The organism is Heliobacterium chlorum, from assembly GCF_014502795.1.
In the GTDB taxonomy this organism is placed as follows: domain Bacteria; phylum Bacillota; class Desulfitobacteriia; order Heliobacteriales; family Heliobacteriaceae; genus Heliobacterium; species Heliobacterium chlorum.
In genome coordinates this window covers 130498-146136 of sequence record NZ_JACVHF010000008.1, presented here as the reverse complement: position 1 = coordinate 146136, position 15639 = coordinate 130498, and the positions used below count along the sequence as shown (strand labels likewise).

The 15639-nt window shown below is 50.1% G+C and carries 15 protein-coding genes, 2 tRNA genes and 1 rRNA gene; 17 read left to right on the top strand and 1 reads right to left on the bottom strand.

All coding sequences use genetic code 11. The features are described from left to right. The 3 genes from H1S01_RS10010 to H1S01_RS10000 all read left to right on the top strand — a co-directional run. Positions 1 to 199, top strand: a 16S ribosomal RNA gene (locus H1S01_RS10010); the annotation flags it as partial. Between the two features lie 140 nt (positions 200 to 339). Beyond that, positions 340 to 426 (top strand) — tRNA-Leu (locus H1S01_RS10005). Position 427: 1 nt separating this feature from the next. Further along, positions 428 to 502: transfer RNA gene (locus H1S01_RS10000), tRNA-Gly, on the top strand. Positions 503 to 909: 407 nt separating this feature from the next. Here H1S01_RS10000 and H1S01_RS09995 read toward each other — a convergent pair. After that, the gene (locus H1S01_RS09995) at positions 910 to 1296 is read right to left on the bottom strand and encodes a DUF1540 domain-containing protein (protein ID WP_188040159.1); all 387 of its coding nucleotides are present in this window, start codon (positions 1294 to 1296) and stop codon (positions 910 to 912) included. Between the two features lie 160 nt (positions 1297 to 1456). Between H1S01_RS09995 and H1S01_RS09990 the strand changes: the two genes are divergently transcribed. The 14 genes from H1S01_RS09990 (at position 1457) to H1S01_RS09925 (ending at position 15564) form a co-directional block, all read left to right on the top strand. Next, the gene (locus H1S01_RS09990; protein ID WP_188040158.1) at positions 1457 to 2665 is read left to right on the top strand and encodes an ABC transporter substrate-binding protein; all 1209 of its coding nucleotides are present in this window, start codon (positions 1457 to 1459) and stop codon (positions 2663 to 2665) included. Between the two features lie 98 nt (positions 2666 to 2763). Next, complete coding sequence (locus H1S01_RS09985) at positions 2764 to 3471, top strand: endonuclease III domain-containing protein (RefSeq protein ID WP_188040156.1); 708 nt, start codon at positions 2764 to 2766, stop codon at positions 3469 to 3471. Further along, positions 3428 to 4717 carry a thiamine phosphate synthase gene (gene thiE / locus H1S01_RS09980; RefSeq protein WP_188040153.1) on the top strand — a complete coding sequence of 430 codons (1290 nt, stop codon included), beginning with the start codon at positions 3428 to 3430 and terminating at the stop codon, positions 4715 to 4717. The genes H1S01_RS09985 and thiE overlap by 44 nt, the downstream gene beginning before the upstream one ends. Before the next feature lie 89 nt (positions 4718 to 4806). After that, entirely contained in the window at positions 4807 to 5637 is an 831-nt protein-coding gene (locus tag H1S01_RS09975) for a deoxyribonuclease IV (protein ID WP_188040151.1), read from the top strand. An 88-nt stretch (positions 5638 to 5725) separates the two neighbouring features. After that, complete coding sequence (locus H1S01_RS09970; protein WP_188040149.1) at positions 5726 to 6181, top strand: N-acetyltransferase; 456 nt, start codon at positions 5726 to 5728, stop codon at positions 6179 to 6181. 50 nt (positions 6182 to 6231) lie between these two features. Next, positions 6232 to 7698 (top strand): glycogen/starch synthase, encoded by a 1467-nt coding sequence (locus H1S01_RS09965; RefSeq protein ID WP_188040147.1) that lies wholly within the window; start codon positions 6232 to 6234, stop codon positions 7696 to 7698. A 70-nt stretch (positions 7699 to 7768) separates the two neighbouring features. Then, positions 7769 to 8494, top strand: coding sequence for a TIGR00266 family protein (locus H1S01_RS09960; protein WP_188040145.1), 726 nt, complete (start codon positions 7769 to 7771; stop codon positions 8492 to 8494). Positions 8495 to 8555: 61 nt separating this feature from the next. After that, entirely contained in the window at positions 8556 to 9425 is an 870-nt protein-coding gene (locus tag H1S01_RS09955; protein ID WP_188040143.1) for a PRC-barrel domain-containing protein, read from the top strand. Positions 9426 to 9636: 211 nt separating this feature from the next. Next, on the top strand, positions 9637 to 9918 hold the full coding sequence (locus tag H1S01_RS09950; RefSeq protein WP_188040141.1) for a DUF503 domain-containing protein: 282 nt from the start codon (positions 9637 to 9639) through the stop codon (positions 9916 to 9918). Positions 9919 to 10065: 147 nt separating this feature from the next. Continuing rightward, positions 10066 to 11604: an ABC transporter substrate-binding protein gene (locus H1S01_RS09945; RefSeq protein ID WP_188040180.1), complete on the top strand. Its 1539-nt coding sequence runs from the start codon at positions 10066 to 10068 to the stop codon at positions 11602 to 11604. 69 nt (positions 11605 to 11673) lie between these two features. Continuing rightward, on the top strand, positions 11674 to 12678 hold the full coding sequence (locus tag H1S01_RS09940; RefSeq protein ID WP_188040139.1) for an ABC transporter permease subunit: 1005 nt from the start codon (positions 11674 to 11676) through the stop codon (positions 12676 to 12678). 12 nt (positions 12679 to 12690) lie between these two features. After that, positions 12691 to 13584, top strand: a complete 894-nt coding sequence (locus H1S01_RS09935) for an ABC transporter permease (protein WP_188040137.1) — start codon at positions 12691 to 12693, stop codon at positions 13582 to 13584. A 10-nt stretch (positions 13585 to 13594) separates the two neighbouring features. Next, entirely contained in the window at positions 13595 to 14596 is a 1002-nt protein-coding gene (locus tag H1S01_RS09930) for an ABC transporter ATP-binding protein (RefSeq protein ID WP_188040135.1), read from the top strand. Continuing rightward, positions 14593 to 15564, top strand: coding sequence for an ABC transporter ATP-binding protein (locus H1S01_RS09925; protein WP_188040133.1), 972 nt, complete (start codon positions 14593 to 14595; stop codon positions 15562 to 15564). The genes H1S01_RS09930 and H1S01_RS09925 overlap by 4 nt, the downstream gene beginning before the upstream one ends. Positions 15565 to 15639: the final 75 nt, after the last annotated feature.

Here is a 15639-nt window from a genome sequence, read left to right as displayed (position 1 = left end):
CTAGTAATCGCGGGTCAGCATACCGCGGTGAATACGTTCCCGGGCCTTGTACACACCGCCCGTCACACCACGAAAGTTGGCAACACCCGAAGTCGGTGAGGTAACCGTAAGGAACCAGCCGCCGAAGGTGGGGTCGATGATTGGGGTGAAGTCGTAACAAGGTAGCCGTATCGGAAGGTGCGGCTGGATCACCTCCTTTCTATGGAGACTCGTCACGGTAGAGGGTGACCTTGCTAGGTTTTCTAGTAGAGAATGAAACCTCTACGCAGTGAGATGTCGAGGTCGAACGCACGCTATGCAACACAACTGTTTGATTTTGAGGGACTTATCCCTCTAGATGCGGTCGTGGCGGAATTGGCAGACGCGCTAGATTCAGGTTCTAGTGGTCGCAAGGCTGTGGAGGTTCAAGTCCTCTCGACCGCACCACGCGGAAGTAGCTCAGTGGTAGAGCATCGCCTTGCCAAGGCGAGGGTCGCGAGTTCGAATCTCGTCTTCCGCTCCATTCGGTAATCATTGGTGTTACCCGCATCAAAGACTATATAGACAGATTTAAGACAATGGAGCTGGTGCTAGAAAGGACCGTGGCATCCCTTCTGTCAGTTTCGATACTGACCCATTGAATAAATCCTGCTAACAGGCCTGATGGAGACGTTTTGATAGCGAAAAGTTGGATTTGAAACAGCGAATCCTTGCAAGCGATTGTCTACATGATAGGTCGATAGGATTATCCCTTTTCATGCGTCTGAGATGTAATTCTTCAGACACGTGAAAAGGGATTTTTTTATAGATCGATCCTGTTTGAGGATGAGATTACTGCAAAAAAATAAAATTATAAGGAACCTCGCCGACAATAGTCTAGGAGGTCCCTTATTCCTCGGAAACTATACCGTAAAGAGAATGGAAAGTGATTTATCGACTCCCTCGTTGGACGAAGGTGTGGCAATCAGTTTCCTGATCGTTATTCGCGCCCGATCCAGTGACATAAATTCCTGTAGCATTGCATATATTTCCTGAGCCCCAGAAATTACAGTTCTGAACGGTGCAGGTGATCGACGGAACAGATTGTTTCCCTGGTAAAACAGCCTCTGTGATAACGCCGGACCAGTTTACGTTATCTAGAGAAGAAACCATGGTACCGAGTCCACGTTTCGAGAAGGTCTTGCATTTTGTCTTTTCTGAACTGTGGGGCATGTCCCCTTGTTCGTTAAGGATGTCAATATTAGCGGCACCGCAAAGCTTCCCCGGCAACCAATGGTTGCATGTGGAAACCTCGCAAACAACATCGGGTTTTCCCATAATCTCGGATACACCTCCTAGCCTTAATATGGTTAGGTGATGAACATTATATGTGTCGAAAATAATCGTATTTAATCGAAGATAAGCGAAGAATATCGTGGAATTGAAGGTGAGAATCTGTTAACATAGTCCATGATATCGATAAAAAGGAGGATATTCCATGTTGTCGAAAAAGAAAAAATGGAGTTTACCGCTGGCTATGGCGCTGACTGTCAGCATGCTGACGACGGGCTTGCTAGCTGGATGTGGACCGGCAAGCGAAAAGGGCGCAGGTCCTCAAAATACGTCCAATGAGATTCTCATCGGTGGGAACTATGAGCTTTCTGGTGGTAACGCCACATATGGCGCAGCCGCTGTGAACGGTGTCAAGCTCTACATCGATGAAGTGAATGCAAAGGGCGGAGTTCTGGGTAAGCAAATCAAATTTGTATCTTTAGATAACAAATCGGAAGCCGGCGAAGCGAGCAACGTTGCTGCCCGGCTGATCAATCAGGAAAAAGTATCGGCCATTCTCGGCGGTGCCGCATCGAGTGCCACAGTGGCCTTCGTAAAACAAGCCAACGACCGGAAGATACCTGTTATCTCGTCGTCAGCGGTCGCTTCGGAAGTTACTGTGGACGAGTCGGGTAAAACTCGAGATTATATCTTCCGTGCCTGCTTCACAGCACCCTTCCAGGGCGAAGTGATGGCGGTTTTTGCCCAGAAGAATTTAAAACTGAACAAAGCGGCCATACTCGTAGACAACCAGTCCCCCTACAGCAAAGGGTCAGCCAAAGCGTTTAAAGACCTCTTTGTAGAAAAAGGCGGTCAGGTCGTTGCTGAAGAGGGCTACGTGACCGGTGACAAGGACTTCCGTTCCGTTCTCACCCGCATAAAAGGTTCTGGTGCCGAACTCATCTACGTACCTGGCTATTACGAAGAAGCTGGCTTCATCGTCAAGCAAGCCCGAGAATTAGGTTTAAACGTTCCTGTTTTAGGCGGTGACGGTTGGGACTCCCCGACGCTGGTCAAGATCGCTGGCGCAGACGCACTCAACAACACCTATTTCAGCACCCATTACTCAGAAGAAGAAAAATCGCCCAAAGTACAAGAATTTATCGCCGCCTATAAAAACAAATATGGTGAAGCTCCCGAAGCCCTCGGTGCCCTCGGTTATGATGCTGCTGTGATTTTGGTTGATGCGATCAAGCGTGCGAACTCGGCCGAGCCGGAGAAGATTCGCGAAACCCTGGCGAGCACGAAAGACTTGGAAGCTGTCACAGGGACCATCAGCTTTGACGGACAACATAACCCGGTTAAATCGGCGGTTATTGTGGAAGTGAAAAACGGCAAGTTTACCTTTAAGGATAAAATTTCTCCCAAATCGTAGACAAAAATCGAGTACAATAACAGCGGGGAACTCCGGTCGAATCTGGAGCCCCGCCCTTTTATTTTTTGCTATAATTTATTGGCAACGAGGTGACATTTTTGGACACCCGTACTCTGCTGTTGGAGATCTACCAAAGATTATTGAATAGTTATGGAGCCCGTCATTGGTGGCCTGCGGAATCGACTTTTGAGGTCGTCATCGGCGCAATCCTCACCCAAAATGTAGCTTGGAAAAATGTCGAGACGGCCATAGAAAACTTAAAAAGAGAAAATCAAATCAGTTTTGAGGCCTTAGCGTCCATCGCCCAGCCGGAATTGGCTGATTTGATCCGGTCTACCCGCTATTACAATCAAAAGGCGGCTCGATTGCAGGAATTTGCCCGGCTGATTCTGGTTGAATACGAAGGGAAATTAGAAAACCTTTTTCAACCGGATGTCCCAGAACTGCGAAAACGGCTCCTAGACATCCGGGGAATCGGTAAAGAGACAGCCGACAGTATCATTCTTTACGCCGCTCAAAAACCGATATTCGTGGTAGATGCTTATACCCGGAGGACTTTTTCCCGAGTCGGACTTTTACCGACAGATGCGACTTATGAGGCCATGCAGGATTTGTTTGCTAACCACCTGGATGAGGATTTATACCTGTTTCAGGAATATCACGCCCAGATCGTCGGTCATGGCAATCGGGTCTGTTTAGCCCGCCGTCCTCGTTGTTTTGAATGCCCACTCGGTGAGTACTGCCGCAAGGAAGGTGATTTGATTGGCTCTCTTTGTTGTGACGAACCGACATCTTTGCCAGACTGATATCGTCCATGTTCTCTCTGCCGCCGTCGAAGGCGGAGTTCATGCTGTTATCCTGCGCGAAAAGGATCTGTTAAGCAGCGAGTTGCTGCCGTTAGCCCGTCAAGTTAAAAATAACACTTCGACAGCCCATGTCCCGTTGATCATCAATGGAAATATTGCGGTGGCTCTAGCTGTTGAAGCGGACGGGATCCACCTGACCGAAAGTGATTTAGCGCCATCAGAGGTGCGCAAAATTGCCGGTCCGGCGATGCTCCTCGGTCGATCCGTCCATAGCCTGGCTGAAGTGGAACAGTTGATTATGACCGAAGAGATAGCTCATCTCAACTACCTGCTCTTTGGCAATGTCTATGAGACGGAATGCAAGCCCGGTAAACCGGCCCAAGGGATTGAACGGTTAGGTGAAATCGTCCAGCGTTCTCCTTTACCGGTTATCGCCATCGGAGGTATCCGGCCGGACCGGATCGAAAAAGTCCTCCGAAGCGGAGCCGCCGGAGTGGCCGTCATGACATCGATGATGAGGTCGAAAGACCCTCGAAATACGGCGAAAGACTTGGTCTCTTCCTTACAAGAGAACAAATCGGTTGAGAAGGAAAAGAGTCTGTTTAGGCGGCGTGTTCGTCTGTGGAAACACGCCGAAAAACCCCTTTTATACGGAATCATCGGCAGCAGCCAAGCTCCTGATGACATCAGCTTATGTACAAAGGTTAGGGAGGCGCTGGAAGGCGGTTGTGACATTCTTCAGCTCCGAGAAAAAAATATCTCCACCGGCGAATTCCTCCACCGAGCGCGCCTTGTCCGCTCGCTTACAGCCGAATACGGCAAAATCCTAATCATTAATGACCGCGTCGATATTGCCATGGCTTGCGGCGCTGACGGTGTCCATGTCGGGCAAGAAGATATGCCCGCTAGAGAGGTTCGACGCATATGGCCTCAGGGGATACTAGGAGTAACTGTTCGAAACAAAGAACAAGCCAAAGCAGCCGAACAAGCCGGGGCCGATTATGTGGGAGCCGGACCAGTTTTCCCGACGACGTCGAAAAGCCTTGACGTCCCATCCTTAGGATTTTTAGGGCTCCAGCAAATCTGTCAAACAATCGAACTGCCTGTCGTGGCCATTGGTGGTCTCGATGCTAAACGAATCCAAGGGATTTCTCAAACCGGCTGCCGAGCAGTTGCCATGATTTCAGCGATCTTTAACGAGGATGACCCGAAAAAGGCCGCTCACAGTCTAAAACAAAATCTATGATAAATATTTTACTTCGTGGCAGGAACGACAGGCAGATTTGTCCAAAGATGTAATTGTCGATCTCAGTCACAAGAAAGTAGGTTTATAAGATGTACTTTGGCGCACACCTATCGATTTCTAAAGGATTTACGTCGGCTACGAAAGAAGCTATCTCTATAGGCGCTAAGACCTTTCAGTTTTTTACTCGCAATCCACGGGGCGGAGCGGCAAAAGCCCTTGACCCTCAAGATATCGCCAAGTCCGTTGAACTGCGTAAAGAACATGGCTTTGGACCCTTAGTCGCCCACGCCCCCTACACAATCAATTTATCGGCCCCGAAGGAAGACACTTGGAGCTTTGCCAAAACGACCTTAGCCGCAGATATTGAGCGCATGACGGAAGCTCAAGTACCCTATATCGTGGTACATCCCGGCAGTCACGTCGGTCAGGGCATTGAACAAGGCATCGAAAAAATCACCCAAGCCTTAAATGAAATCCTCAAGCCCGATCAAGCCGTCACGGTGCTGCTCGAAGGGATGGCCGGAGCGGGAACGGAAGTGGGAGGCCGCTTCGAAGAGCTGGCCGCTATCATCGGAGGCTTAGCCTTTCCCGATAAAGTGGGCGTTTGCCTCGACTCCTGTCATTTACTCGGAGCTGGTTATAACGTCAAGGAAGATTTTGCTGGTGTATTGGCCGAGTTTGATCGCATTGTCGGCGTAAACCGGCTGAAAGCCATGCATATGAATGATAGTCAGCAGCCCTTAGGTTCTCACAAAGATCGTCACGCTCTGCTCGGGCAAGGATTGATCGGCTTTGACGGATTGTCAGCTATCTTAAAGCATCCAGTTCTGGTAGAAATCCCGATTAATCTAGAGACACCGGGAGAAATCGACGATTACCGTCGAGAAATCGCTTGGATGAATACTGTGGTTTCGTCATGATGAACCGCTCTGACTATCCATAGTGAGAGCTTTTACGAGTCTATGATGGGATAGAGTAGCAATAAGAAGGATAAAGGTGGAGTCGGCGATGATATTGAGAAAAGCGAAAATGTCCGATGTAGAAGATGTCCACGCATTGATCGGTGAGAGCGCGGAGGAAGGGCTGATGCTGGCTCGCTCCCGCAGCCTACTCTACGAAAATCTGCGCGACATGATTGTTGCGGAAGAGGAAGAGGTCATCGTAGGTACGGGGGCTTTGCATATCCTCTGGGAAGATCTAGCTGAAATTCGGGCGCTCGCGATTCAAAAGGAGTCCCGAGGTAAAGGGATCGGCAGGGATATCGTAGAGAAGCTCTTGGAAGAGGCCAAAAGCCTAGGGATTGCTAAGGTATTTGCGCTGACCTACCAGGAAGGTTTTTTTAAGAAGTGCGGATTTGAAGTCGTCGGTAAAGATAAACTGCCTCATAAAGTATGGAAGGAATGCATCGACTGCCCCAAATTCCCCAACTGTGATGAAGTGGCCATGCTCATTCAAGTCGACTAAAAAGGGCATACATAGTACGAAACAAATGCAGTAAAGGAAGGGATAATTGGGTGAACGGTCAAGCCTTGAAGGTGTTGTATGTGTCGGCCGAGGTAGCGCCTTTCGCGAAAACCGGAGGCCTTGCCGATGTAGCTGGTTCGTTGCCGCGAGCCTTGGCCGCATTAGGGGTCGATGTCCGCGTCGTGATGCCCCGTCATAAGAACATCCCCCAAGGACCTTATGTCTGCGACTTTCCGGTGAAGATCGACAACCGGACTGAAACGGCTATTGTCCGGGAAGGTAAGATTGATAAATTGTCCACTCCCGGGGGGAGACCGGTGCCGGTCTATTTTATCGACAATTACCAGTATTTCAGCCGTGATGAGATATATGGTTATGCTGATGACGGTGAGCGCTGGGCCTTTTTCTGCCGCGCCTTCCTCGCTTTGACCGAAAAAATCAAATTTTATCCCGACGTAATCCATCTCAACGACTGGCAGTGTGGACCTGCTGCGGTCATGTTAAAAAAGGAATATCGCCGTTCCGCTTTCTATCGTCATACCGCTTCGCTGATCACCATTCACAACTTAGAGTATCAAGGCCATTTTGGCCGTGATATACTCTCCTTTATGGGGCTGTCTGATGATCTCTTTCATCCCAACGCGATGGAGTTTTTTGGTCGAGTCAACTTCCTCAAAGGGGGCCTCCTCTTTGCTGACCTGATTAATACGGTCAGCCGGACCTATGCGAAGGAGATCCAGACGGCAGAACACGGTTGGGGATTGGAAGGGGTATTGCGAAATCGCCGAACGGACCTCTTCGGTATTGTCAACGGAATCGATGATGAACACTTCAACCCCTTGACGGACCCCTATATTGAACATCATTATTCGTCCAAAGACATTGACCCTAAGAAAAAAGATAAAGAAAATCTACAGAGAGAGTTTCAACTCCCTGTCAAGGACGTTCCGCTTTTCGGACTGGTGTCTCGTCTCGTCGATCAAAAGGGACTGAATCTGTTTAATGAGATCGGTGAAGAACTGCTCAAAGAAGACCTGCAGTTGGTTGTCGTAGGCCAGGGCGATCCACGCTATGAAAGCATGTTTCGTTCTTTCCACCAAAAGTACCCTGAAAAAGTGGGATTATATACCGGCTTTCATGCGCCCCTTGCCCAGCGGGTCTATGCAGGAAGTGATTTCTTCCTGATGCCCTCTCGGTTTGAGCCTTGCGGCCTGGGGCAGTTGATCAGTTTTCGCTATGGAACCATCCCGATTGTACGGGCTACGGGAGGCCTTGCCGATACGGTGATCGATATCGACCGACCGCAAGGAAATGGTTTTGTCTTTGAGGAATACGATCCGGCAAAACTGCTGGAAGCGATTCGACGAACTCTGCAGCATTACTGGAAAAAGGAAGCCCAGCGGCAACTGGTAAAACAGGTGATGGAATTGGATTTCTCCTGGCATCACTCTGCCCAGGAGTACATGAATCTTTACGAAAAAGCGATACAAAAGGTGTCTGTCGCCCGCAGCCTGTAGCCTTGTCTGGATATAAGCAGCTACGGTATACTGGAATTAGCCGAAAGATTTCCAGAGGGAGGGATATACCGTGCGCTATCAGGTTCTCGGGACGACGATGCAAGCGCTAAACATCGATTTAGAACCTGGCGAACAGATCTACACCGAGTCCGGTGCCATGACCTGGATGTCGTCCAATGTTAAAATGGATACCAACTTCAAAGGTGGTTTTTTTAAGTCCATCAGTCGCGCCCTCACTGGCGAATCGCTTACATTCACCTTCTTTCAAGCTGTCGGCGGTCCGGCCAATATTGGCTTTACGCCTACGGTACCGGGTAAAGTCATCCCTGTGAAACTTGAGCGAGGCTATGAATTGATCTGCCAGAAAGAAGCCTTCCTCTGTGCGCAAGAGTCTGTTGATTTAAGCATCTTTTTCCAGAGAAAGCTAGGAGCCGGTTTTTTCGGCGGTGAAGGGTTTATCATGGAAAAGTTGTCCGGCGAAGGCATGGCTTTTGTGGAGATTGACGGGGAAGTCGTCGAGAAAAACTTAGGACCAGGGGAACGGATTCTGGTTGACACAAGCCATGTGGCTATGCTCGAGTCCTCTGTAAAGATGGATATTCAAATGGTCAAGGGGTTTAAGAACGTCATTTTCGGCGGAGAAGGACTCTTCCTGACCACGTTAACTGGTCCCGGGCGAGTATGGATTCAAACGCTGACGCTCGCCAATTTGGCTGGTAAAATCTTGGCCCACGCTGGGGCAACCAAAAGTGATGGTGGCGCCATCAATAGTCTGGGCAACCTGTTTTCCGATTAGGAAAGAGGTTGCCTATTCCTTTAAACTGTAAATTGAAAAGGTACTGAACTGGGGGACGATCATGATCAAGAGTCAACAGATAATCGGACTGGCCATCATCAGTATCGGCGATGGCCGGGAATTAGGAATGGTGCGCGATGTCGTCGTCAACCCTGACCGGGGAGCCCTAGAGTACCTGATGGTTGAGGATGACACTTGGTATCTCGGTGCACTGATTCTTCCCTTTGAAAAACTGCGCGGTCTTGGAGAGCATGCAGTAACCATAGAAAGTGAAGAGGCTTTGCGGCGGTTGAGTGAATTGCCGGAAGTACTGGCGCTGATTCAACGAAACATAAAGATTAACGGAACGAAAGTCCTAACTAAGAGAGGACGCCTTCTTGGCATGGTCGATGAATACCTGGTCGATGAAATCACCGGAAAAATTACCGGTTCCATCATAAGGCCGCTACAAGAAGGGCGTCATGTCCCAGTTATCCCCGCAGAGAGTGTCGTCACTTATGGTCGTGATGTGCTCATCGTCGACGATGAACTTGATGCAGTGCCTTCCACGACAGAACGTCCCATCCGGCCGGAACCACCTTCTAAACAAGACGAAAAAGAAGTACCGGATCAGCCTCTCTTTATCCCATTTCGACCGCTGCATATGGATTCGCAAAAAACGGAACCGATGGTTAAGGGAGAATACGGTGATCTGGAGAATTCGAACGATTCGGAAGTCAGGGACAACGAAGAGAGCAAAACCCAAGAACGGGTCCCTCTTTTTGGGGAACAGCAACACAAGTTCTTTATCGGCAAAATCGTAACGAAAACCATCACCAATAGCCTGGGCGATGTATTGGCCGAGGCTGGTACAATTATCACAGAGGAACTGATTGGAAAGATAAAACAGGCGGGCAAGTATCTAGAACTGATCATGAATGTGAGAGAGTAGCTTTAAGAACAATGAGAATGTCATCACCAGTCCGAAAAGTAACCTTTAAGGTCTTTTTCGGACTTTTTTTCATCCAAATTATCGGGAGTTTTACTTGGGTAAAGGAATATTTCTTTTATTAACCTCGAACTATAATAGGAATTAGGAGAAGCAACTAACAGGAAAAGCATCCGTGCTGGATAATAGAAGATGATAAACGAGGAGACGAACGATGTCGGTCGGGTATAGTGAAGTCAGTGTACATATTCATGGTGTCGATTCCTTAAAAGGAAAGCGCCGCGTGATCAAAAGTGTGATTGAACGATTGAGAGGAAAGTTCAATCTCTCTGTTTCCGAAGTGGATCAACATGACCTATGGCAAGCCTCAGTCATCGGGCTGGCTGTCGTTAGCAGCGACCGGACCCACATTCGGCAGGTGCTTGATGCAGCAGTTCGACAAATCGAAGGGACCGGTGAAGTCGAAGTAATTGATGTCACCACCGATGTCCTATAAATAATCCTCAGTAGATGGACATTGTCCTTGCGATAACTTGCTGTGTTATGTATAATTTTCTTACATGTTGAGAATGAAACATCATTCTCAAACTTATACAAGGAGTGAATAGGGTTGTACAAAAAAGGATGGGCCGCATTGGTATCGATGGTGCTGGTCGCCGGCTTAGTCGTCACTGGATGTGGCGGTGGCGCGAAGACAGGCGGAAGCAGCAGCACCGGAAAAGCTCTCGTCTATGCCCAAGGTTCCGACCCTCGGGGATTGGATCCGGCTTTTGTTGACGATGGTGAATCCGCAAAAATCATCACCCAGATCTACGAAGGACTCGTACGGTTCAAGTCGGGAAGTACGGAGATTCAACCTCTGCTGGCCACCGAATGGAACGTCAGTCCTGATGGAAAAGAGTGGACATTCAAGCTCCGCCAGGGCGTAAAGTTCCACGATGGAACCCCCTTCAATGCCCAAGCGGTCAAATTCAATATCGAGCGGCAGTTGCCTCCCAATGCCAACGCCGATATGCCTTACGCAGAATTTACATATGACGGTGTAAAGAAGGTTGACGCTGTCGACGATTACACCGTAAAAATCACCTTGGATAAACCTTCGGCTGCCTTTTTAGCCAACCTGGCCATGCCCATCGCGGCGCCTCTCGTCAGCCCGGAAGCGGCGAAAAAGTATGGCGATAAATTGATGGAAAACCCCGTCGGCACCGGACCATATAAGTTTGTCAAGTGGGAAAAGGGTCAGATGATCGAGCTGGCCGCCTTTGACGAGTACTGGGGCGAAAAAGCAAAAACCAAAAATGTAGTCTACAAATTCACTAAGGAAAACTCCGTTCGTGCCTCCGACCTGATGACTGGTTCTGTAGACATCATGGACGGTGTCGATACGAACGATGTGAAAACTCTGGAAGAAAAGGGCATGAAACTGATCAAGACCCCAGGGATGAACATCAACTACATGGGCTTCTACACAAACAAAGCACCATTTAACAATTTAGAGCTTCGCAAAGCCATCGCAATGGCGATTAACCGCAAAAATTTGGTAGACTTCCTCTATCAAGGCAACGCCCAGCTTCCGAACTCCGTTCTACCGGATTTCATCCCCGGGTACAGCAAAGATGCGAAATATCTCGACTACAATGTGGAAGAAGCTAAAAAACAACTAGCTAAAGCTGGCTATCCCAATGGATTCTCTTTTAATGCGATCACCTACTCCAACCCGCGTCCCTATAATCCTGTGAACGGCGAAAAACTGGCCGCTGCCATTCAAGCCGACTTGGCCAAGATCGGCGTCACGATGAACATCAAGTCCTACCCCTGGAAAGAGTACAAAGAAGTCTTGAAAAACGGCGAAGGCGATGCTTACTTCTACGGTTGGATCGGGGACAACGGCGATGCCGACAACTTCCTCATGCTCCTCGACACAGCCCAGATCAAAGGCAGCCTTAACTCTTCCAAGTACTCCAACCCGAAGCTGGATCAGATGCTGGAAGAAGGCCGGACAACGATGGATCCAGTCAAACGGGCTCAGATTTATGCCCAAGCCCAGCAACTGATCAATGATGATGTTCCTTGGGTGCCCATCAGCCACAGTGTGGACATGGCCGCCGTTCGTCCCAATGTGAAAGGTTTTGACTTGCACCCGACGGGGGTTCACTGGCTAGATATCGTAACCAAAGAGTAATCACTACGGTTTTTAAGCAGAAGGTGGTTTCACAACGAAATCACCTTCTTTCTTCTGGGAGGAATGAATGTGGCAAAATATATCGTCCGTAGGATCCTGCTGTTGTTCCCTGTTTTGTTCGGCGTATCGCTGGCCACGTTCATGGTCATGCACTTATTTACGACAGACCCAGCCGAGATTATTTTGGGCCAGCACGCAACGACGGAACGGGTAGCAGCCCTGCGGGAAGAGTTGGGATTAAATAAGCCGATCTATGTACAGTATGCTGATTACTTGTCTGATGCCGTCCGGGGAGACTTTGGCAAATCGGTCATCACCAAGACCTCCATCAGCGACGAACTGATGAAGCGTTTTCCGGCCACGTTGGAACTGGCCTTGGCAGCTATTTTCATCGCCTCAGTGGCAGGGATTACGGCCGGCGTGATTTCTGCGGTCAAACAAAACTCCATCTTCGACTACGGCAGTATGGTGGCGGCGCTGATGGGCGTCAGCATGCCGATCTTCTGGCTCGGATTAATGATGATCATCGTCTTCTCCGTTACCTTAGGATGGCTTCCTTCGTCAGGAAGGATCTCCATTGGCATGACTCCTGAACACCTAACGGGACTCTATCTGTTGGATTCGTTGATTACCGGCGATATGGAAGCCTTCTCCGATGCCTTGAAGCATCTGATCCTTCCGGCGGTTGCGCTTGGTTCCTATTCTACCGCTATCATCGCCCGTATGACCCGGGCGACGATGCTGGAGACGATTCGTCAGGACTATATTCGAACGGCACGCGCGAAAGGGCTTAGCGAAAAAGTGGTCATCATCAAACACGCTTTACGGAACGCGCTGATTCCTATCGTAACCGTCATCGGACTGCAGATGGGTTCGTTGCTCGGTGGAGCGGTGCTTACAGAAACGGTTTTTTCTTGGCCCGGTATCGGTTCCTATGTCGTCGAAGGTATCATGGCTTCCGACTATCCCCGGGTTCAAGGCGCTGTGTTGCTTATCGGCACGATCTTTGTGCTGGTGAACTTAGTCGTCGACATTCTCTACAGCGTCTTAGATCCGCGGATTCAGCACTCCTAAGGTGGTGGAAATATGGAAATACAGCTAAAAGATTCAAATACATCGGATGCAGCCTCGCTAGCGGTACATAAAAGCCCAGCCGTTGAATTTCTCGAGCGATTTTTTCGTTCGAACTCGGCCATAATTGGGCTTGTCCTCTTGCTGATCCTCGTCGCAGCAGCCCTCTTCGCGCCTGTTTTCGCGCCCTACGACCCGTATGAGAGCAACATGCCTAACGCGCTCACCGCACCGAGCAGCGCTCATTTGATGGGGACTGATGAGTTGGGACGAGATATTTTTTCCCGCATTCTCTATGGTGCGCGGATCTCCCTAGTTGTCGGTGTGCAAGCCGTGTCGCTGGCTTTAATCTGTGGTGTCGTGCTCGGTGCCGTGGCGGGCTATTACGGCGGTAAGGTAGACACGGTGATCATGGGTTTCATGGATGTGATGCTTTCTTTTCCCAGCATCCTCTTGGCGATTGCTTTTATGACTGTATTAGGACGGGGCATCGATAAGGCGGTCATCGCCATCGGTATCGTTTCTATCCCGCAGTATGCCCGCATCGTCCGAAGCAGCGTCTTGTCAGTCAAAGAAAACGTCTACGTCACGGCGGCTCGGGCAATTGGAAACGGGGACGGACGGCTGATTTTTGTCCATATCTTGCCGAACGTTCTCGCTCCCATCATCGTTCGGGCCACGATCGGTATCTCCGATGCCATCTTGGAAGCGGCGGCTCTCGGCTTTTTAGGACTCGGTGTGGCGCCACCGACGGCGGAATGGGGCACCATGCTCGGTTCAGGACGGCAAACGATTTTTAACGCACCCCATATCGTCACTTTCCCCGGTCTAGCCATCACGATGACCGTTATGGCCTTCAACTTGCTTGGGGATGGTCTGCGGGACGTTCTCGATCCCCGGCTAAAGTAGGAGGATAAGGATGACTGCACTACTGGAAATCAAGAACTTACAGACCCATTTTCATATAGGCAAGCGGGTCATCAAGGCCGTTGACGGAGTGACCCTCTCCGTTCAACCCGGGGAGACCTTGGCCATAGTCGGCGAATCAGGTTGTGGTAAAAGTGTAACGGCCATGTCCATCATGCGCTTGCTTCCTTCTCCGCCAGCAAAACATTCTGGACAAGTTCTTTTCGAAGGTCGCGATATCTTGAACATGTCCATGGAAGATGTTCAGAACATCCGGGGAAAAGAGATCTCCATGATCTTTCAGGAGCCCATGACCTCCTTGAATCCGGCTTATAAAATCGGCGACCAAATCGCCGAAACGGTCCGTGTTCACGACCGGGACGGCGGAAAAGTATCGAAAAAAGCGGCCTGGGATCGGGCTGTAGAGATGTTGGAAAAAGTGGGTATTCCCGGCGCTGCCCAACGAGCCCGGCAGTACCCTCATCAGATGAGCGGCGGTATGCGCCAGCGGGTCATGATTGCCATGGCCTTAGCTTGCAACCCAAAATTGCTTCTCGCTGATGAACCCACAACCGCTCTTGACGTGACGATACAAGCCCAGATCTTGGACCTAATCCGTGAATTAGCCCAGGAATTCAACACCGCTCTTGTGCTGATCACTCATGACTTGGGCGTCGTGGCCGAGATGGCCCAAAAAATGGCCGTCATGTACGCCGGAAGAGTGGTGGAGCAGGGAGCCGTAACCGATGTCTTTGCTCGTCCTCATCACCCCTACACGGCGGGACTGCTCGATTCGATTCCGCGCCTCGACGGTATGAAAAAACAGCGTCTACACACCATCGAGGGCATGGTCCCCGATCTGGCTCACCTACCGCAAGGCTGTACTTTTGCCGACCGTTGCGAATATAGACAGGCTCTCTGCGGTCAGAAAAAACCGGAACTAGGGACCGTTGACGGTGGTCGTCAGGTTGCTTGTTATTATCCGCTGAACCTGACGGGAGGTGACCAACCATGAGCAACCGGGACTCGAATTTGTTGACAGTGAATGATCTACGCAAACACTTTCCGATCAAAGGCGGTCTCTTTGGCCGGACGGTCGGCACCGTCAAGGCCGTCGACGGGGTTTCCTTTTCCATCAAACGGGGGGAGACGCTAGGTTTAGTCGGTGAATCCGGTTGCGGTAAGTCTACGACAGGCATGATGGTCCTGCGCTTGCTGGAACCGACGAGCGGCGATATCCTCTTTGAAGGGGAGAACGTGGCCCAATTTAACAAAAGTCGACTGAAAGACTTTCGCCGCCAAGCTCAGATCGTCTTTCAAGACCCATACGCATCGTTAAATCCGCGCATGTCTGTGGGAGATATCATCGCTGAACCCATGATCCTCCACGGCATCGCCAAGGGCCCCGATTTGACAAAACGGGTGGAAAAGCTGCTTCGCCTCGTCGGTTTAGGACCGCACCATGGCCGCCGTTATCCCCATGAGTTTTCCGGCGGCCAACGGCAGCGAGTTGGCATCGCCCGGGCACTGGCTGTAAATCCGAAGTTGATCGTCTGTGATGAACCGGTCTCCGCATTGGACGTATCCATTCAATCGCAGATATTGAACCTTCTCGTAGAACTGCAACAGGAGATGGGTTTAACCTATCTGTTTATCGCTCACGGTCTGAACGTCATAAAACACATCTCCGATCGCATCGGCGTCATGTATCTTGGCAAGATGGTCGAACTGGCCGGAGGCGACGAATTGATCACCGATCCCTGGCACCCCTACACACGGACACTGATCTCGGCGATCCCCAAACCGCAACCGGGCCAGAAGAGCAACCGTATCATCTTGCAGGGAGACGTGCCGAGTCCAGCCAATCCGCCGAATGGATGCCGTTTTCATACCCGCTGCCCTGAATGCACAGAGATTTGTACATTGACAGAACCGGAGTTTAAGCAGCGGAACGGCCGTTTTGTCGCTTGCCACCATGTGTAAAGGTCTATCGGACAATGAAGTTAATCATGTAACAGCAAATTCTTGAATAAAACCCGACCTTTCACACTTATGTGA

Excerpts from the sequence above, each read along its gene's own strand:
- H1S01_RS09975 (WP_188040151.1), top strand. The coding sequence starts at position 4,807 with ATGTACTTTGGCGCACACCTATCGATTTCTAAAGGATTTACGTCGGCT.
- H1S01_RS09995 (WP_188040159.1), bottom strand. The coding sequence starts at position 1,296 with ATGGGAAAACCCGATGTTGTTTGCGAGGTTTCCACATGCAACCATTGG.
- H1S01_RS09990 (WP_188040158.1), top strand. The coding sequence starts at position 1,457 with ATGTTGTCGAAAAAGAAAAAATGGAGTTTACCGCTGGCTATGGCGCTG.
- H1S01_RS09925 (WP_188040133.1), top strand. The coding sequence starts at position 14,593 with ATGAGCAACCGGGACTCGAATTTGTTGACAGTGAATGATCTACGCAAA.
- H1S01_RS09945 (WP_188040180.1), top strand. The coding sequence starts at position 10,066 with ATGGTGCTGGTCGCCGGCTTAGTCGTCACTGGATGTGGCGGTGGCGCG.
- H1S01_RS09955 (WP_188040143.1), top strand. The coding sequence starts at position 8,556 with ATGATCAAGAGTCAACAGATAATCGGACTGGCCATCATCAGTATCGGC.
- H1S01_RS09930 (WP_188040135.1), top strand. The coding sequence starts at position 13,595 with ATGACTGCACTACTGGAAATCAAGAACTTACAGACCCATTTTCATATA.
- H1S01_RS09935 (WP_188040137.1), top strand. The coding sequence starts at position 12,691 with ATGGAAATACAGCTAAAAGATTCAAATACATCGGATGCAGCCTCGCTA.
- H1S01_RS09970 (WP_188040149.1), top strand. The coding sequence starts at position 5,726 with ATGATATTGAGAAAAGCGAAAATGTCCGATGTAGAAGATGTCCACGCA.
- H1S01_RS09950 (WP_188040141.1), top strand. The coding sequence starts at position 9,637 with ATGTCGGTCGGGTATAGTGAAGTCAGTGTACATATTCATGGTGTCGAT.